The organism is Burkholderia sp. TSV86, from assembly GCF_001522865.1.
Lineage (GTDB): Bacteria > Pseudomonadota > Gammaproteobacteria > Burkholderiales > Burkholderiaceae > Burkholderia.
This window is the reverse complement of sequence record NZ_LOWB01000073.1, coordinates 25,690-44,293: the sequence shown is the minus strand read 5'-3', so window position 1 is coordinate 44,293 and position 18,604 is coordinate 25,690. Positions and strand designations below refer to the sequence as shown.

The following is an 18,604-nucleotide window of genomic DNA, read 5'->3' as shown; positions in this document are numbered from 1 at the left end:
GGGAGAAACTTCTAACTTACAACTCTGTTCTGTTTGAAACGTCGTAGTCATAATGAGGTCGCCTTTTAATCGGAGGGGACTACAGATGAAACAAAAAATGGCCATTACGGGAGCAGTTGCGCTGGTTTTTGCAGCCGCGGCCACCACCGCGCATGCGCAATCGGCCGGCAGCTTTTACGTCACAACAGGCTGGATCCATCTTGCCCCTCAAGACAGCAGCGATCCACTCAAGGTCATGAGCGTCGGCGGCACGCCTGTCAACCTGACTGAACCCAACACCGGCGCCGGCGTCGACAACGCGGACACACTCGGCCTGGCCACCGGCTACTTCTGGACCGATCACATCGTCACTGAATTTGTCGCCGGGATTCCGCCAAGGTTCAATTTGAGCGGCAAAGGCCTGTCCGAACAGTTTGGTGTGCTCGGCCATGTATACCAATGGAGCCCTGCGCTCCTTCTCAAGTATTACTTCAATGACGCGAACGCGAAGTTCCGTCCGTATGTCGGCGTCGGCGCCACGTATGTATGGTTCACCGGCGCGAAGATCACCAACAGCGCGTTCGAGCGGGGGGTGCTCGGCGGCCCGACCAGCGTGACGACCACCAACCAGTGGGCACCCGTCCTCAACGTCGGCTTCTCCTACAACTTCACCAAGCATTGGTTCGGCGGACTGTCGCTGTCGTACATCCCGGTTAGCGTGAAGGCGACCCTGACGACCCAACGCCCGACGCAGATCGGCACGCTCACGCAAACGTCGCAAGCAAAGATCAAACTGAATCCGATCGTCACCTACCTGCAACTCGGCTACCGCTTCTAAGCGTAGTCGAATATTTGGGGAATGGTTAATTCCGCTGCAATTTGTAGCGGAATTTTTCCACCGTGACCGGGGGCTATCTCCTCTCGCTCCGGTGGTTCGCTACCGGAGCATTTTGTTCGCCTCGCGCGGGTCAATCGCCTATTTCATTCATCAGCCTACGAAGCTGGCCAGACCGGCAAGACCAGGGCGGATCAGCTCGATTCGGTCCGTGCAGATGAGATCCACGCCCCATTCGGCCAGTTCGCGCGCCCGCTCAAGATCATTGACCGTATACGCGAGCAGGCGCAGCCCCGCCGCTTTCACGTCACGCACGATCTCCCGCGTCAATTGCACGTGATGCGCGTGCAATGACACGCAAGCCAATCGGCGCGTCTCGGCGCGCCAATCGGCAGGAATCGCGTCGTACAACATGCCGCGCGGCAGATCGGGAGCCGCGGCGCGCGCCGCATCGAGCGCATCGGCCGAAAACGACGACAGCAGCGGCGGCACAGCCGCGCCGCGCCAGTACTCAGCCGCTTCGCGCGCGACAACGCGTCCCGTCTCGACGTCGCGCCCCGCGCAAGGCTTGATCTCGATGTTCACGGCCAGGCTCAGCTCGACGCAGCGCGCGGCCGCCTCGGCGAGCGTCGGCATCCGCTCGCCCGTGAAACGGGCATCGAACCACGCTCCCGCGTCGAGCGCGGCCAGCGCGGCGTAGCGCAGGTCCGCCGCCCGCCCCGTGCCGTTCGACGTGCGGTCGACCGTGTCGTCGTGCAGCAGGAACGCCACGCCGTCGGCGCAGAGCTTGGCATCGAATTCGACCATCGTATGGCCATGGCGCGCGCCCGTGTCGAGCGCGGCCAACGTATTCTCCGGCGCAAGCGCGCCGCCGCCGCGATGCGCGAGCACGCGCGGATAAGGCCAGGATTGCAGGATCGTCATCGGACAGGCCCCGTTGGAAATGCTCAGCCGGCCCGCTTGCCGGTTGCCGGATCGAAGAAATGCAGATGCTGCGCAGGCAGCGCGACGGGCAGCGTCTCACCGCGCGCCGCCCGCGCCGTATGCGGCAAGCGTACCGCAACGTCGTGCGCACCCCAGCGGCCGTGCGCCAAATTGTCGGCGCCGAGCAGCTCGCAAGAATCGACGCTCAGCGCCGCGTGCGCGACGCCTTCCGACACCGCCATATGCTCGGGCCGCACGCCGAGGATCCATTCGCGCCCCGGCGCGATCGCCAAACCGGCGCCCGCTGTGCCTGTGCCTGTGCCTGTGCCTGTGCCTGTGCCTGTGCCGGCTGCCGCCGGGCCGCCGGCCACGATCGGCAGGCTCGGGCCGCCGCCCGCGACGTCGAACCTCGTGCCGTCCTCCGACAGCCGCCCGCTCAACAGATTCATCGCCGGCGAGCCGATGAAACTCGCGACGAATGTGGTCGCCGGCTTGTCGTAGACCTCGATGGGCGCGCCGATTTGCTCCGCATGGCCGCGATTCATCACGATCACGCGCTGCGCGAGCGTCATCGCCTCGATCTGATCGTGCGTCACGTAGACGCTCGTCGTCGCGAGCCGTGCGTGCAGCCGCTGGATTTCAAGACGCATCTGCACGCGCAGCTTCGCGTCGAGATTCGACAGCGGCTCGTCGAACAGAAACACCGCCGGCTCGCGAACCATCGCCCGCCCCATCGCGACGCGCTGCCGCTGCCCGCCCGACAGCTCGCGCGGGCGCCTCGTCAGCAGCGGCTCAAGTTCGAGGATCCGCGCGGCGGCCAACACGCGCGCGTCGATCTGCGCGCGCGCGACGCCGCGTATCTTCAGCCCGTAGCCCATGTTCTGCGCAACCGTCATGTGCGGATATAGCGCGTAATTCTGAAACACCATCGCGATATCGCGATCCTTCGGCTCGAGCGCGTTCACCACGCGGCCGCCGATCGCGATTTCGCCGTCCGACACCGTCTCCAGTCCCGCGATCATCCGCAGCAGCGTCGATTTCCCGCAGCCGGACGGCCCGACGAGCACGACGAATTCACCGTCGCAGATCTCCACGTCGATGCCGTGCAGCACGTACTGCGCGCCGTCGTAAGTTTTCCTGACGCCCTTCAAGCTCAGCGCGGCCATGCGTTCCCACCCTCCAGGTTGCGTGTCACTTTTCCGAATCGACGAGCCCGCGCACGAACCAGCGCTGCATCGCGAGCACGACGGCGAGCGGCGGCAGCATCGCCACGAGCGTCGCGGCCATCACGAGATGCCATTCGGTAGCGGCGTCGCCGCTCGCAATCATCGATTTGATGCCGACGACGGCCGTCGCGAGCGACGCGTCGGTCGTGATCAGGATCGGCCATAGATACCGATTCCAACCGTAGATGAACGTGATCACGAAAAGCGCCGCGATGCTCGTTCTCGACAACGGCAGCACGACGTCCCAGAAAAACCGCAGCGGTCCCGCGCCGTCGATCCGGGCGGCATCGACAAGCTCGTCGGGCAGCGTCAGGAAGAACTGGCGGAACAGGAACGTCGCGGTTGCCGACGCGATCAGCGGCAGCGTGAGCCCCGCGTAGCTGTTCGTCAAATGCAGCGTCGACACGACCTGCACGGTCGGAAAGATGCGCACCTCGACAGGCAGCATCAGTGTGGCGAAGATCAGCCAGAACGCCGCATTGCGCAACGGGAAGCGGAAATAGACGATCGCGTAGGCGGACAGGATCGACACCGCGATCTTGCCCGCCGCGATCGCGAGCGCCATCGCCACGCTGTTGGCGAGCGCGACGCCGAACGGCGTCGTCATCGCGCCGCTGCCGTGGTGCCAAACAACCGCGACGTTCTCGACGAGATGCGTGCTCGGCACCAGCGACAGCGGCACTGTGAACACCTCGCGCGCGCTCATCGTCGCGGCGCAAAAGCCGACGTACACGGGAAACACGATCACCGCGACGCCCGCGAGCAGCACCGCATGGCATAACAGGTCGAAGCCCTTGCGATTCTCGATCATGCGTATTGCACCCTGCGCTCGACAAAACGGAACTGGACCACCGTCAGCACGACGACGATCGCCATCAGCACGACCGACTGCGCGCCCGAGCTGCCGATATCGAGCCCCTGAAACCCTTCCGCGTAGATCTTGTAGATCAGCGTCTTCGTGCTTTGCGCGGGACCGCCCGCGGTGGCGGCATCGATCACCGGGAACGTGTCGAAGAACGCGTAGACGAGATTGACGACGAGCAGAAAGAAGCTCGTCGGCGACAACAGCGGCAGCGCGATATCGAAGAAACGCCGCACCGGGCCCGCGCCGTCGATCGCCGCCGCCTCGATCAGCGAACGCGGAATCGCTTGCAGGCCCGCATAGAAGAACAGAAAGTTGTAGCTCAACTGCTTCCACACCGACGCAATCACGACGAGCAGCATCGCCTGGCCGCCGTTCAACGCATGATTCCAGACGATGCCGCCCCGCGCGAGCGCGTAGGTGAGCACGCCAATGCTCGGATTGAACAGGAACGCCCACAATACGGCGGCGATCGTCGGCGCGACGGCATATGGCCAGATCAGCAGCGTGCGATACGCGCGCGCGCCGCGCACCACCCGGTCGACGCACGCGGCGAGCACGAGCGCCACGGCAAGCCCGGCCACGGTCACGCAGGCGCTGAACATGAGCGTCGTCTTGAACGACTCGACATAGAGCGGATCGGCAAAGAGGCGCGCAAAATTGCCCAAGCCGACGAATTCGCTCGACGTGCCGAACGCATCCTGCATTTGCGTCGATTGCCAGAGCGCAACGCCTGCCGGCCAGACGAAAAAGATCGCGGTGATCGCGAGCTGCGGCGCGACAAGCAGATACGGCAGCACGCTCGCGCCGAAACGAGAACGGGAAGTCATCGGATCGATATCGAATGCAGAGGAGAAGAAAACGGCCGCGCGCCGGCGGTTCTGCCGTCGCTGCCGCTGCGCGCACGGAGCGCGGCAGTGGCCGTGAACGCGGGGGGTGTCATCGCGGCTGCAACGGGGGCGGGCTTAGCGGCCGTCATCATCGCAGCAGCGGCGAAGCGCACCGCCCGCACGCGCCGGCGGCAGCACGGTTCGCGCGCCGCACATCACCGCGGCTGGCCACTCAGCTAGCCGATTTCTCGAAGCGGCGCAGCAGTTCGTCGCCGCGCGCCACGGCCGAATCGAGCGCGGCTTTCGGCGTCTTTTTCTGCGCCCACACCTGCTCAAGCTCTTCGTCGACGATCGTGCGGATCTGCGGCATGTTGCCAAGCCGCAATCCCTTCGTATACGGCAACGGCGGCTTGTTCATCATCTGCTTGATCGCGGTGTCCGAGCCCGGATGCTTCGCGTAGAAGCCCTGCTCGCGCGTGAGATCGTAGGCGGCCGCCGTCACCGGCAGATAGCCCGTATCCTGGTGCCACTTCGCCGCGACGGCCGGCGAGCGCAGGTACGACAGGAATTTCGCAACGCCCTTGTACGTGTTCGCGTCCTTGCCCGCCAGCACCCACAGGCTCGCGCCACCGATGATCGCATTCTGCGGCGCGCCTTTCACGCTCGCGTCATACGGCATCATTCCAGTGCCGAAATCGAACTTCGCGTATTTGCGGATCGTCGCGAGCGCGCCCGACGATGTGGTCATGATCGCGCAGTCGCCGCTGTAGAACTTCGCGCTTGCCTCGTCCTTGCGGCCGACATACGTGAACGTGCCTTCCTTCGCCATGTCCTGCAGGAACTGAATGTGCGCGACCTGTTGCGGCTGGTTGAACGAAAGCGCGGCGTCCGCGCCGTCGAAGCCGTTATTGCGCGTCGCGAACGGCAGCCCGTGCCACGCGCTGTAATTCTCGAGCTGGATCCAGCCCTGCCAGCCCGTCGTATAGCCGCACGCGTAGCCCGCTTTCTTCAGCTTTTGCGCGTCGGCTTTCACGTCGGCCCAGGTTTTCGGCGGCTGATTCGGATCGAGCCCCGCTTTCTTGAACGCATCCTTGTTGTAATACAGCACGGGCGTCGAACTGTTGAAAGGCATCGAGACGAGATGCCCCGTCCTCGCATCGCTGTAATAGCTCGCGATCGTCGGCACGAAAGCCTGTTCGTCGAGCGGCACGCCCGCGCGCGCGAACACGTCGGAGACCGGCAGCACGGCCTTTTTTGCCTGCATCATCGTCGCGGTGCCGACTTCGTACACTTGGAGGATCGCCGGCGCGTCGCCGCTGCGGTACGCGGCGATGCCCGCCGCGAGCGCCTGATCGTAAGCGCCCTTGTAGACCGGCACGATCTTGTAATCGCCTTGCGACGCGTTGAACTGCGCCGCGATCTCGTTCACGCGCTCGCCGAGCGCTGCCTCCATCGCATGCCAGAACTGAATCTCGGTTGCCGCGCACGCGGCGTGCTGCGCGCCGAGCCATAGCGCACCGGCGCACGCGAGCGAACGAACCAGCGTCTTGTTCTTGTATTTCATCGACTTCTCTCCTTGACTCCCCCACGAGGGCAAAATCGCGCCGCGCGGCCCGGCGTGCGTTGCCCCGGCACCGGACGCGGCGAATCCGGCAGTCTAGTTTTCGTCTATGACAAACAGGCGTTGATGCTCTTTGACCGCGAAGCGATCGGTCATGCCGGCGATGTAGTGCGCGACGAGACGCGGCTGCCGCGCAGTGTCGGACGTCTGATAATCAGGCGGCAACAGACGCGGATCGCCGATGAATGCGTTGAAAAGCGCGGTGATGATCCGCTGCGCCTTGCTCGCCATGCGCATCACGCGATAGTGGCGGTACAGGTTCTTGAACAGAAAGCGCTTGAGCGCGGCGGCCTGCGCAGCGATGCGCTCGCTGTGCGCAACGATGGGCGGCGCCGTGCGCACGTCGTCGAGCGAGGTGGGCGCATGGCGCGCGAGATTGCGCATCGTTTCGTCGATCAGATCGACGATCAGCGTATTGATGATCCGGCGCACCGTCTCGTGAACGAGGCGCCGGCCTTCGAGATGCGGATACTCGGCAAGCGCCGCCGCGTAATGGCTCTGCCATAGCTCAAGCTCGGCGAGCTGCGCGATCGTGATGAGGCCGGAGCGCAGGCCGTCGTCGACGTCGTGATTGTTGTATGCGATCTCGTCCGCAATGTTCGCGAGTTGCGCCTCGAGCGACGGTTGACGGCCTTGCAGGAACCGCTCGCCAAGTTCGCCGAGCTTGCGCGCGTTGTCGCGCGAGCAATGCTTCAAAATGCCTTCGCGCGTCTCGAAGCACAAATTGAGTCCGTTGAACGCGCCGTAGTGCTCTTCGAGTTCGTCGACGACGGCAAGGCTCTGCAAATTGTGCTCGAATCCGCCGTAATCGCGCATGCACGCGTTGAGCGCGTCCTGCCCCGCATGGCCGAACGGGGTATGGCCGAGATCGTGCGCGAGCGAGATCGCTTCGACAAGATCCTCGTTCAGGCGCAGGTTGCGCGCGACCGAACGGGCAATCTGCGCGACTTCGAGACTATGCGTGAGCCGCGTGCGGAACAGATCGCCTTCGTGGTTCACAAAGACTTGCGTCTTGTATTCGAGACGCCTGAACGCGGTGGAATGGACGATGCGGTCGCGATCGCGCTGGAATTCGGTGCGCGCGGCAGGTGGAGGCTCGGGATGGCGCCGGCCGCGCGATTGCGACGCGTGCGCCGCATAAGGCGCAAGGTGCGCTTCGAGCGCGGCGGTCGTCGGCGCGGCGACGGGCACGCAGCCGGCCTCGCCTATGCGCGCGTGCCGCGCATCGTGGGAATCGCCACGTGCTTGGCTCGGGATGCTGCCGGATGTTTCGCTCACCGTATCGTGTCCTCCACGTCAATGGCGCCGGCTCGGCCCGCGCCGCGTTACCGGGTGCTGGCCGCGAGCGTCGCGGCAACGGCATCGTCCGGCGCAGCAGTGACGATCGCTTCGCCCAGGCGCGTAAGCAAAACGAACTTGATCGCGCCGGCTTGCGCCTTCTTGTCGACGCGCATCAGCTCGACGTAGCGTTCGTCGCCCAGATGGGGGGCCCGAGTCGGCAAATGTGCGGCCTCGACGAGCCTCGCAAGCCGCACCCGCGACGCGTCGTCGAGATGGCCTGCGCGCACCGACAGATCGGCCGCCATCACCATCCCGCAGCCAACCGCCTCGCCGTGCAGCCACTCGCCATAGCCGAGGCCCGCCTCGATCGCATGCCCGAACGTATGGCCGAAATTGAGGATCGCGCGCAGGCCGCCCTCGCGCTCGTCGGCCGCGACCACGCTCGCCTTGATCTCGCACGAGCGTTTGACCGCGTGTGCGAGCGCTTGCGGATCGCGCCGATTCAGCGCGGCGATGTTCGCCTCGATCCAGTCGAAAAACTCCGCGTCGGCGATCGCGCCCGTCTTGATGACCTCGGCGATGCCCGCCGCAAGCTCGCGCTCGGGCAGGCTGCCGAGCGCGCCGATGTCGGAGATGACCGCTTGCGGCTGATAAAACGCGCCGATCATGTTCTTGCCGAGCGGATGATTGATGCCCGTCTTGCCGCCGACCGATGAATCGACCTGCGCCAGCAGCGTTGTCGGCACCTGGATGAAAGGCACGCCGCGCATATAGCACGCGGCGGCAAAGCCCGTCATGTCGCCGATCACGCCGCCGCCCAAGGCGATCAGCGTCGTCTTGCGGTCCGCCCGCTCACTGAGCAAACCGTCGAAGATCAAATTCAGCGTTTCCCAGTTTTTGTACGCTTCGCCATCCGGCAATACGACACTCGACACGCGCTTGCCGAGCGGCGCGAGCGCCGCGCGTAACGTATCGCCATAAAGCGGATCGACGGTCGTGTTCGTGACGATCGTGACGGACGAACCCGCGAGGTACGGTGCATAAAGCTCGGTGCGGCCGATGAGGCCGGTGCCGATATGAATCGGATAGGCGCGCTCGCCCAGGTCGACATTGACGGTAATCATATGAAGTCTGCTGACAAATGAAACGTGCATGGATGAGCGCGACGCGGGCAGCGCGACGCTCCCTCCAGGGAATTTCCGTTGGGCGACGCTGGGAAAACCGCTCCGCTAAAGAAAGTCCGCTTCGAGGACGCCTCGAGCGGCATTCGCTGCACAGCACGCAACGCCAGGCATTCACACACACGCTTCATCTGTCGACAGACCCGAGCATCGGCTTCGCGACGACACCCGCCATTTCGAGCTGCATCAGCACCATATTGACGAGCCCGTTGACGGACGGCCTGCCGGTTTCGATAACGAAATGCGCGCATTCGCGATAAAGCGGATCGCGCGCTTGGAAAAGCGCCTCGAGCTTAGCCTTCGGATCGTCCGTTTGCAGTAGCGGGCGGTTTTTGTCTTTGCGCGTGCGCAGCCACAGATCGTGCGGATTTGCGCGCAAATAGACCACGAGACCACGCGAATGCAGCAGCGCGCGGTTTTCGGCACGCAGGATCGCGCCGCCGCCCGTCGCGATCACGACATTCTCGCGCTGCGTAAGCTCGGCGATCATTTGCGCCTCGCGATCGCGAAAACCAGCCTCGCCCTCGAGTTCGAAGATAACCGGAATGCGTGCGCCGGTGCGCGCCTCGATTTCGTGGTCCGAATCGAAGAAGGGCCTGTCGAGCCGGCGCGCGACCGCCCGGCCCACGGTGGTTTTGCCCGCCCCCATGAGCCCGACGAAAAATACGTTGACGTTTGAGTCCCGCGCTTGCAACGGCTTCCTCTGCTTCAATGAATAGTCTGGCGCAGCTTACTGGCAAAGCGCCTGCGTTGTCGAGCCTGGCTGCGCGCGACGCGCGGGCGCATCAGGGCCCGATCACGACGGTCGGCGTAATGTAGACGACGAGTTCGCTGCGCTGCGCGCGCAACGCCCGATGCCGGAACAGCGCCCCCAACACCGGTATTTTGCCCAAGAGCGGCACGCGAGTCACATCGTCACGGTCATCGCTCGCGTAAATCCCGCCGATCGACACGGTTCCGCCGTTTTCGACCTCGACTCGCGTCTGCACATGCTTCGTATTGATCGCCGGGCCTGACGCGGTGTCCTCCCCGACGCTGTCCTTCGCGATGTCGAGATCCAGGATCACCCGCCCGTCCGGCGTGATCTGCGGCTCAACCTCAAGCTTGAGCGTCGCGCGCCGGAACTGGACGCCGGATACGCCTTGCCCGACCTTCGCCTGATAGGGGAGTTCGGCGCCCTGCTCGACGACGGCCCGGGTCCGATCGGCCGTCACGACACGCGGGCTCGATACGATCTGGCCCCGCCCCTCGGATTCAAGCGCGCTCAACTCGACGTCGAGCAGGCGGCTCGCCCGTGCGGCAAAGAGCGTAAGGCCGGCGCTCGCCGCGGCGAAACCGCCGACGGGCCGCGCCGTCAAGTCGGTCAACGTGCCGCCGTCGCGGTTGCCGACGATACCTGTCGCCCGATCGCTGGCGTCGGTCGCCCGCAATGCGAGACGCGCTCCCAGATTGCGCGAAAACCCCCGGTCGCCTTCGACGATCCGCGCTTCGATCAGCACCTGCCTCGACGGCGCGTCTAGCTTGCCGACCAGCTCGGCGAGTTGCGCGACACGCACCGGCAAATCGGTGATGAACAGCAGATTCGTTCGCGGATCGGCCAGCAGCGAGCCACGCCTGGACAACACGCGCTGTCCGCCCGAGCCCGTGAGCAGGCGCTGCAGGTCGGCCGCGCGCGCGTAGCGCAGCACGAAACTGCGGCTTTCGAGCGGCTCCAGTTCGGCGGCGCGCGCGTGCGCGTCAAAACGCAAGCGCTCCCGTTCGGCAAGTTCCGCAATGGGCGCGACCCAGATCACCTGCCCGCGCCGGGCCATCGCGAGGCCGTGCGCATCCAGCAGCGCATCGAATGCGCTGCGCCAGCGCACGTTCGCAAGACGCAGCGATACAGTGCCCCGCACCCGTTCGCTGACGATGATATTCAGACCGGTAAAGCGCGCGAATGCATCGAAAACGGCCGCGAGACTCGCTTGCTGCAGGTTGAGCGAGATCGGGCGGTCATCGCCGGGTGCGGGTGTGAGTGCGGTTGCGGCGGCCTCGCCCGGCACCGGCCGGTCGAGCGGCGTTTCGGTCATGTGCAACACCGGTGCGAGCGGTATCGGCGGCCCTTCGAGCATTGCGCCCGCGGCCTGGACGGGGCTTGGTTGCGCCACGCTGGATGAAGCGCCGCTCGCTGGTGAACTTTCGCTCGCTAAGTACTCAGCCGATGCGTCGGCTGCCTGCGCGCCGCTGCCCGACGCTCCCGCCGCACCGCCGTACTGCTCGCCGGCACTTTCCCCGTTGACGCCTGCCTCGCCCACGCCGCCAATGCCTCCGCCATCGCCCCCGCCATGCGCCGTGCCGCTATCGTCGCGCATGCTCTGAAACGAAGCTCCTCGCACCGCGCTTGCGGTCTGCCACGCGAATTTCCCCGGCAGCGGCGCGTACCCTGGCACGCCAACCGGGGCAGTCAAATGCGTGCCCGTTGAAAAGTCGGCGGGCAACGGCGGAATCGGAGGCAAAGGCGACGCGGCGGCCGAGCCTGCCGTCGCGATCGCAACCGTGATCGTGATCGCACCGCTCAACCATAAGCGAACATGCACGCACATCACTTCGCCCCTCCGCCAATGCGCATCGCCCGCTGCCCGCCATCGTGCGTCACAAGCGTCACGCCGCCTGCGTCGATCCTGGCGAGACGATCGCCGCCAACCGCTTGCCCGGCCGCGACCGACCACGCTGCGCTGCCGCGCTCGAACAACGCAAGGCCACTGCGCCGATCGCTCAGCACACCGACGAGCCGCGCGCCGCCCTCGGCCTCGCCGGCTGCGAACATAGGCATCACGGCAAACGGATCGACCCTTGGCGCATCCGGCGCATTCGCCCACAGCCGCCCCACCCGGCCCGGCAGCCCGGGCCACACGTCCAGCCGCGTTTCGAGCACGGTTGTCTCGCCATCGCGCTTCGCGCTGGATGTAACCGGCACAACGAGCGGCGACAGCAACGCAAGCCCGGCAAAAAAATGCAGAAACGCAGAGAAATCCCCCTCCGCGCTCAGCGCAAGTGTGTACGCGCCTCCGTCACGCCGGCTGCCGACGGATTCGCCGCCCAGCCGGTCAAGCTGACGCACGCGTAAGCCGCTCGTTTGCGCATGGGCGGCAAGCCGTAGCGCGAAATCCACTGCTGTTTCGCGTCGATCCGGCGCGTCAGCATTGGCCGCCGCCGGTGACGCTGCTGCAGATTGCCCGGAAGCGGCCGCGAGAAGCCGCCGAGCGCGCGCAACATGTGACGCCGCCGCATCAAGCGCGCTCTTGCTGCGCGCAACGCCGCCCCAGTCCGCGTCGCGCCCGACATGCACGCCGCACGCAAATACGCCGCATGCGAGCGCAGCGCCCGCCGCGATACGCCATCCGGCGCTGGAAACGCCGCGCAACCGGCTGGCCTGCGCCGTTCTCCGCCACAACATCCAGACTGCCGAGCGTTCGGTTGCGAGGCTCATGCGCCCTCCCGCCCGTCGTGACGAACGCTCGCGGCGGCGGCGCCGATGCGTCCGCCCGGCGGGAGCGGCCAGTGGATCCGCACCGAAAACGCCAGCGAGCGGCCGGCGTGCAGCCCGCCCCTCTGAGCGTCACGCGCCGCCTGCAAGTCCGCCACTTCGATTGTCCAGCCGCGTTGCGCGCGCTCAAGTTCGTGCAGCCATCGCATGGCGGCCGCGTGATCGAGCGCGTTCGCCTCGAGCCGCGCGTCATATCCGTCGCTGCGAATCGATGTCAGGCGTACGCTGTCGTAATGCAACCGCTGCAACGCCTCGAACAGATTCACCGTCCGCGTCCGGGAGGCAGCGCGCTCGGCCGCGCGAGCGATGCGATCGCGCTCGGCATCGCGCAAACCCGCGAGACGCTGCGCCTCCTTCAATTGAGGCGCCCATGCGGCCAACCGGCGCTCCATCAACACACGCTGCGCTTCGAAATGCTCCCGCTCGACCGCGCGACCGGCACACCATAGCGCCACGCCCGCCATCCCAATGCACACGGCGGCGGCCATCTCGCCGAACACGCGCCGCCGGAGCCGCCGGGCAGCGCGAGCCCGATATGGCAGCAGGTTGAAGCCGCCAAGCCGGGCGCGCTGTTTCCGTGGCTCGAGCGCAGGCGCGAAGCCGCTCGCAACCCGCGGCGTCATTCGAATACCCCACGCAGCGCCAGCCCAAACGCCACCGCAAAGCCCGGCGACCGGGCGAACACATCGTCGACCGAGCCGAGCGGCGCGCAGGCCGCGCATTCGAACGGCAAAGCAATGCAGCCAAGCAAATCACCGACGTCCGCTAGCGAAACCCGCGCACCGCCGAACGATTCGAGATCGCCGGCGACGAATGCGCAATGCGGCGCGCCCGCCTGCGCAAGCGCGCGCAACGCATCGGCGGGATGCGCATGCTCGGGGGCCGGATAGCGGGCCTGCGCGGCAATGGCGTCACCGCAAATGAGCCAGCCATGCATGCCGCCATCGCCGATCCAGACGGCAAGATACGGCTCGCCGCCATCGATTTCGCGTGCGGCGGCATGACGAACGGCCCGCAGCGCGGCAGGCGGCTCGCCGTCGATTGCAACAAGTTCGACGCCGGCCGATGCAGCCGCGTCGATGCGCACGTCGAGATGCGCGTGCGCCGCTGCCGCGAACGCGACTTCGCCCGGCGCCGCTGTATCGCCGATGTCCCAGTCGACCGCAAGCGCGTCGCGCGCCAGCCCCGTGAGCCGCTCGGCCGCCGCACGCACGGCGGGCTCGACGCCCGCCCGCGCCGCGCCGCGCGGCCACGAAAGCGTCGCGACCGAAAACGCGCCTTCCGGTAACGCCATCACGCCCGGGATGGGCCTTCGCCGCCAACCGGCCGGCCGCATCAACACGGCACCGCCCAGCACCGCCGACAGCGCCGCCGACACCGCCTGCCAGCCGCCATCGTCGGGCGTGTCGAACGCGCCGGCGGGCAACGGCCGCGCGTCAAGCGCCTCGATCCGCAGCGCGCCGCCGCGCCCCCGCCGGCTCAGCACCGCGACGCGCACCGCGCGCCGGTTCACGTCGATTCCCGCCGCCATCCGGCGACCGACCGCCCACCACGAACGTCCCTGCATCGCTTGCCCTCCATGGACGCGCTCCGGCCGGAGCACGATATGGAGCCATTTTGCAAAGCCGCCGGTGCGGCCGGGAGTCGGCCGAATGGCTAACGAGCGCCTCCCGGATGCGCGGCCGCCCGTCAAGCGCGCTACAGTGAATCGTCAGCGCCGCGCCCCGGCCGTGCGCCGGATTCCGGTCAGCCAGCGTCCGGAGGGCGCCCAAACCGGGCGGCTATAATCGCGGGACCGTATTTTTGGTGTGCCTATGCAATCCACGAATCCTACGCCTCAGCCTTCGTCGCCCGAGTCCCGCCGACGCCCGTTGTGGCTGAAGCTGCTCGTCGGCGTCGCCGGCCTGGGCGTGGCGCTCGCCGTTTGCGCCGGGCTCGTGCTCCTCTACGCGCTCGTCGTCGTCTCGCCCAACATCCCGTCGCTCGATGCGCTGACCGACTACCGCCCGAAGGTGCCGCTGCGCATCTATACGGCCGATCACGTGCTGATAGGCGAGTTCGGCGAGGAGCGGCGTGACATCGTCCATCTGCAAGACGTGCCCGATTCGCTGAAAAAAGCCGTGCTGGCGATCGAGGATGCGCGCTTTTACGAGCACGGCGGCGTCGATCTGACCGGCATCATCCGCGCGAGCGTCGTGGCGCTGACCAACGGCCATGCGTCGCAAGGCGCGAGCACGATCACGATGCAGGTCGCGCGCAACTTCTTCCTGTCGAGCGAAAAAACGTACACGCGCAAGATCTACGAGATGCTGCTCGCGTACAAGATCGAGCACGCGCTCACGAAGGATCAGATTCTCGAGGTCTATATGAATCAGATCTATCTGGGCCAGCGCGCATATGGTTTCGCCGCCGCCGCGCACGCTTATTTCGACACGGATCTGAAGGACATCACGCTCGCGCAGGCCGCCATGCTCGCGGGGCTGCCGAAGGCGCCGTCGGCGTACAACCCGGTTGCCAACCCCAAGCGCGCGAAAGTGCGTCAGCAGTACATCCTTCAGCGGATGCTCGAACTCAATTTCATCACGCAGGCGCAGTATGACGAGGCGATCGCCGAACCGCTCGTCATCAAGAGCCCGAGCCGCGTCTACAGCGTGCACGCGGAATACGTCGCAGAAATGGTGCGGCAAATGATGTACGCGCAATACAAGGACGAAGCGTATACGCGCGGGCTGAGCGTGACGACGACGATCGATTCCGCCGATCAGACGCTCGCCTATCACGCGCTGCGCAACGGCATCCTCGCATACGACCGGCGTCGCGGCTATCGTGGGCCGGAGGGCTTCACCGAGCTGCCCGCGAACGCCGACGACCGCGAACAAGCGATCGACGACGCCCTCGCCAGCCATCCGGACAACGGCGAGCTGCTCGCGGCCGTCGTCACCGACGCGAGCCCGCGCCAGATTCGCGTCGTGCTCGCGAACGGCAGCGACGCGACGCTCGACGGCGACAACCTGCGCTTCGCCGCCAGTTCGCTGTCGTCGAACACGCCGCAGAACAAGCGGATTCGTCCCGGCGCGATCGTGCGCGTCATCAAAAACGACGACGGCTCATGGGCAATCGCGCAACTGCCGCAAGTGGAAGGCGCGTTCGTTTCGATCGTCCCGCAGAACGGCGCGATCCGCGCGCTGATCGGCGGCTTCGATTTCAACAAAAACAAGTTCAACCACGTGACGCAGGCGTGGCGGCAGCCCGGTTCGGCGTTCAAGCCGTTTATTTATTCGGCGTCGCTCGACAAGGGCCTTGGGCCGGCGACGATCATCAACGACGGTCCGCTTTACTTCAGTGCCGCCGAAACGGGCGGCCAGCCATGGGAGCCGAAGAACTACGGCGGCGGCTTCGACGGCCCGATGACGATGCGCACCGCGCTGCAGCGCTCGCGCAATCTGGTGTCGATCCGGATCCTCCACCATATCGGCCCGAAATACGCGCAGCAATACATCACCCGTTTCGGCTTCGACGCGGACCGCCACCCGGCCTATTTGCCGATGGCGCTCGGCGCGGGCCTCGTCACGCCGCTGCAGATGGCGGGGGCCTATTCCGTGTTCGCCAACGGCGGCTACCGGATCAATCCGTTCCTGATCGCCGAAATCACCGATCCGAACGGCAATGCCGTCGCACGTGCGCAGCCGCTCGTCGCCGAGCAGAACGCGCCGCTCGCGATCGATCAGCGCAACGCCTACGTGATGAACAGCCTGCTGCAAAGCGTCGCGCAGCGCGGCACCGGCGCACGCACGAACGTGTTGAAACGCACCGATCTCGGCGGCAAGACCGGTACGACGAACGATTCGCGCGACGCCTGGTTTTGCGGCTATCAGCACACCCTCGCGGCGGTCGCATGGATCGGCTACGACAATCCGCGCAGCCTCGGCGACAAGGAAACCGGCGGCGGACTCGCGCTGCCTGTCTGGATCGACTACATGGGCCCCGCGCTCAAGAACGTGCCGCAATACAAAATGCCGATGCCCGATGGCGTCAAAACGCTGGGCAGCGAACTGTATTTCGATCAGTTCACGCCGGGCCACGGGTTCGTGTCGGCCGTCGGCGTAAACCTGTCGGCCGCGGCATCGTCCGACGATTCGGAAGACACAGTCCCGTCGCACGTCAACGAACAAGAAAAGCAGGACATCATGAACTTGTTCCGCGGCGGCAACTGACGCCGCGGCCGCTAACACGCCGCGCCATCGAGGCCCGGCGGCAGCAAACGACAAAGCGGCCCTAGGGCCGCTTTGTCGTTTGGAAAACGCGAGACCGGCGCACCGGCCCTGCGCGCATCACATGTGAAACGTCACCGGCGTGCCAGCCTGCTGGGTTGCATAACCGGTCAATGCATCGAAGAACTCCTGCCCGGTGCGGGTATCGCGCCACCGGCCGTCGACGAACCGGTAGTGGAAGCCGCCCGCCTTCGCGGCGATCCACACCTCCTGCATAGGCGGCTGCAGGTTGATGATGATCTTCGAACCGTTTTCGAATGTCAGCGTCAGCACGCTGCCGTTGCGCTCGAGGTCGATGTCGGCGTCGCCTTCGTTGACTTCGTCGACCGAACGCTCAACGGCCGCCAGCACGGCCTCGGCGCGGGTCAGGTATTCAGTGTCGGGCATGCTAAACTCTGTTGATTCAATTGTTTAGGGACGGTCATGCGAATTGCTTGGCAAATGCGCGCTTTGCCGATCAGCGCGATTGTAGCGGCTTTGATGCTAGCAGGCTGCGGTCAGCGTGGCCCGTTGTACTTACCGGTCGTGCCGCCGCTACCACCCAAGCCGATCGAGCGCGCGCAGCCCCCCGCAGATACCGCCGATGCGGCTTCGTCCAGCGATGGCAGCGCAGCCGACTCGCCGCTCTCGCTGTCGCCCGAACTGTCGGTGCAGCGGGCGTCGAAAGCCATGTCCGCGTCCGGTGCGTCTTCCGCTCAATAACCGAACTCGCATGAATCAACCCGCATTCGATTATGTCGACGGCACGCTCCATGTGGAGCGCGTGCCTGCCGACGCGCTCGCCGAGCGCTTCGGCACCCCGCTGTTCGTCTATTCGCGCGCCGCGCTCACTGCCGCATATGAAGCTTATGCTCAAGCCTGCGCGGGCCGCCGCGCGACGATTCACTTCGCAGTGAAATCGAACGGCAATCTCGGCGTGCTCAACTTGTTTGCGCGCCTGGGCGCGGGCTTCGACATCGTGTCGGGCGGCGAACTCGCCCGCGTGCTCGCGGCGGGCGGCCAGGCGCGGAACACCGTGTTCTCCGGCGTCGGCAAGAGCGCGGACGAGATGCGCGTTGCACTCGATGCGGGCGTGAAGTGCTTCAACGTCGAATCGATTCCCGAACTCGACCGGTTGAACGCCGTCGCGGCGTCGCTCGGCAAGCGTGCGCCCGTGTCGCTGCGCGTGAATCCGGACGTCGATCCGAAAACACATCCCTACATCTCGACCGGCCTGAAGGCGAACAAGTTCGGCATCGCGTTCGACGACGCGCGCGCCGCATACCGCGCGGCGGCCGCGCTGCCGAACCTCGACGTGATCGGCATCGATTGCCACATCGGCTCGCAGATCACCGAGTTGAGCCCGTATCTCGACGCGCTCGACAAACTGCTCGATCTCGTCGAGCAAATCGAGGTGGACGGCATGACGATTCGCCATGTCGATGTCGGCGGCGGGCTCGGCATCGTGTACGACGCGGAAACGCCACCCGATATCGGCAGCTATGTGCGCGCGGTGCTCGATCGCATCGACGCGCGCGGGCACGGTCATCGCGAAGTGTGGTTCGAGCCGGGCCGCTCGTTGACGGGCAACGCGGGTGTGCTGCTCACGCGGGTCGAATTTCTAAAGCAGGGCGAGGAAAAGAACTTTTCGATCGTCGATGCCGCGATGAACGATCTCGCGCGCCCGACGATGTACGACGCGTATCATGCGATCGATCCGGTGAAGCCGCGCGCCAACGTCGCACCCGAGGTCTACGACGTCGTGGGCCCCGTCTGCGAAAGCGGTGATTGGCTCGGCCGCGAGCGCACGCTGGCGCTTGAGCCGGGCGATCTGCTCGCGATCCGCTCGACGGGCGCCTACGGATTCACGATGAGCTCCAACTACAACGCGCGGCCACGCGCGGCCGAGGTGATCGTCGACGGCGCCAACGCGCATCTCGTGCGACCCCGCGAAACGATCGAGAGCCTGTTCGAGCACGAGACGATCCTGCCGGAGCGTTGAGCGGCGAAGTGCGCGAAGGCTGCTTGCGCGCGCATCCGAAATTCATCGTTCGCAGGCCAAAGACGATGTCCGTTCACCGGACATCGC

Annotated in this window: 17 protein-coding genes; 4 read left to right on the top strand and 13 right to left on the bottom strand. The window is 65.8% G+C overall.

The genetic code is table 11. The annotated features are described in order from the left end of the window. The first annotated feature begins 85 nt into the window (after positions 1 to 85). On the top strand, positions 86 to 817 hold the full coding sequence (locus tag WS68_RS11660) for an OmpW/AlkL family protein (protein WP_059570956.1): 732 nt from the start codon (positions 86 to 88) through the stop codon (positions 815 to 817). 150 nt (positions 818 to 967) lie between these two features. Here WS68_RS11660 and ugpQ read toward each other — a convergent pair whose 3' ends face one another. From ugpQ to WS68_RS11600, 12 genes are all read right to left on the bottom strand, one after another. After that, entirely contained in the window at positions 968 to 1,738 is a 771-nt protein-coding gene (ugpQ, locus tag WS68_RS11655; RefSeq protein WP_059570955.1) for a glycerophosphodiester phosphodiesterase, read from the bottom strand. Between the two features lie 23 nt (positions 1,739 to 1,761). Then, on the bottom strand, positions 1,762 to 2,904 hold the full coding sequence (locus tag WS68_RS11650) for a sn-glycerol-3-phosphate import ATP-binding protein UgpC (protein WP_059570954.1): 1,143 nt from the start codon (positions 2,902 to 2,904) through the stop codon (positions 1,762 to 1,764). Positions 2,905 to 2,929: 25 nt separating this feature from the next. Further along, on the bottom strand, positions 2,930 to 3,775 hold the full coding sequence (gene ugpE / locus WS68_RS11645; RefSeq protein WP_059570953.1) for a sn-glycerol-3-phosphate ABC transporter permease UgpE: 846 nt from the start codon (positions 3,773 to 3,775) through the stop codon (positions 2,930 to 2,932). Next, on the bottom strand, positions 3,772 to 4,656 hold the full coding sequence (gene ugpA / locus WS68_RS11640) for a sn-glycerol-3-phosphate ABC transporter permease UgpA (protein WP_059570952.1): 885 nt from the start codon (positions 4,654 to 4,656) through the stop codon (positions 3,772 to 3,774). The genes ugpE and ugpA overlap by 4 nt, the downstream gene beginning before the upstream one ends. Before the next feature lie 232 nt (positions 4,657 to 4,888). Further along, positions 4,889 to 6,220: a sn-glycerol-3-phosphate ABC transporter substrate-binding protein UgpB gene (ugpB, locus tag WS68_RS11635; RefSeq protein WP_059570951.1), complete on the bottom strand. Its 1,332-nt coding sequence runs from the start codon at positions 6,218 to 6,220 to the stop codon at positions 4,889 to 4,891. Positions 6,221 to 6,313: 93 nt separating this feature from the next. After that, positions 6,314 to 7,534 (bottom strand): deoxyguanosinetriphosphate triphosphohydrolase, encoded by a 1,221-nt coding sequence (locus WS68_RS11630; protein ID WP_442857162.1) that lies wholly within the window; start codon positions 7,532 to 7,534, stop codon positions 6,314 to 6,316. Positions 7,535 to 7,602: 68 nt separating this feature from the next. Then, the gene (aroB, locus tag WS68_RS11625; RefSeq protein ID WP_059570950.1) at positions 7,603 to 8,682 is read right to left on the bottom strand and encodes a 3-dehydroquinate synthase; all 1,080 of its coding nucleotides are present in this window, start codon (positions 8,680 to 8,682) and stop codon (positions 7,603 to 7,605) included. Between the two features lie 184 nt (positions 8,683 to 8,866). Next, positions 8,867 to 9,433: a shikimate kinase gene (locus tag WS68_RS11620; RefSeq protein WP_059570949.1), complete on the bottom strand. Its 567-nt coding sequence runs from the start codon at positions 9,431 to 9,433 to the stop codon at positions 8,867 to 8,869. Between the two features lie 91 nt (positions 9,434 to 9,524). After that, the gene (locus WS68_RS11615) at positions 9,525 to 11,321 is read right to left on the bottom strand and encodes a type IV pilus secretin PilQ (RefSeq protein WP_059570948.1); all 1,797 of its coding nucleotides are present in this window, start codon (positions 11,319 to 11,321) and stop codon (positions 9,525 to 9,527) included. Next, the gene (locus WS68_RS11610) at positions 11,321 to 12,175 is read right to left on the bottom strand and encodes a hypothetical protein (RefSeq protein ID WP_059570996.1); all 855 of its coding nucleotides are present in this window, start codon (positions 12,173 to 12,175) and stop codon (positions 11,321 to 11,323) included. The genes WS68_RS11615 and WS68_RS11610 overlap by 1 nt, the downstream gene beginning before the upstream one ends. A gap of 29 nt (positions 12,176 to 12,204) precedes the next feature. After that, complete coding sequence (locus WS68_RS11605) at positions 12,205 to 12,888, bottom strand: hypothetical protein (protein WP_059570947.1); 684 nt, start codon at positions 12,886 to 12,888, stop codon at positions 12,205 to 12,207. Next, on the bottom strand, positions 12,885 to 13,832 hold the full coding sequence (locus WS68_RS11600; RefSeq protein ID WP_059570946.1) for a hypothetical protein: 948 nt from the start codon (positions 13,830 to 13,832) through the stop codon (positions 12,885 to 12,887). The genes WS68_RS11605 and WS68_RS11600 overlap by 4 nt, the downstream gene beginning before the upstream one ends. Before the next feature lie 247 nt (positions 13,833 to 14,079). Here WS68_RS11600 and WS68_RS11595 point away from each other — a divergent pair, with 247 nt between their 5' ends. Further along, on the top strand, positions 14,080 to 16,479 hold the full coding sequence (locus WS68_RS11595; RefSeq protein WP_059570945.1) for a penicillin-binding protein 1A: 2,400 nt from the start codon (positions 14,080 to 14,082) through the stop codon (positions 16,477 to 16,479). A gap of 117 nt (positions 16,480 to 16,596) precedes the next feature. On the opposite strand, the gene cyaY is transcribed toward WS68_RS11595, so the two are convergent. Beyond that, a complete protein-coding gene (gene cyaY / locus WS68_RS11590; RefSeq protein WP_059512421.1) occupies positions 16,597 to 16,923 on the bottom strand; it encodes an iron donor protein CyaY in 327 nt (108 codons plus the stop codon). A 36-nt stretch (positions 16,924 to 16,959) separates the two neighbouring features. Between cyaY and lptM the strand changes: the two genes are divergently transcribed. Both lptM and lysA read left to right on the top strand, forming a co-directional pair. Then, positions 16,960 to 17,238: an LPS translocon maturation chaperone LptM gene (gene lptM, locus WS68_RS26070; protein WP_082709968.1), complete on the top strand. Its 279-nt coding sequence runs from the start codon at positions 16,960 to 16,962 to the stop codon at positions 17,236 to 17,238. A 10-nt stretch (positions 17,239 to 17,248) separates the two neighbouring features. Next, entirely contained in the window at positions 17,249 to 18,517 is a 1,269-nt protein-coding gene (gene lysA / locus WS68_RS11585; protein ID WP_059570944.1) for a diaminopimelate decarboxylase, read from the top strand. The last annotated feature ends 87 nt before the right edge of the window (positions 18,518 to 18,604 follow it).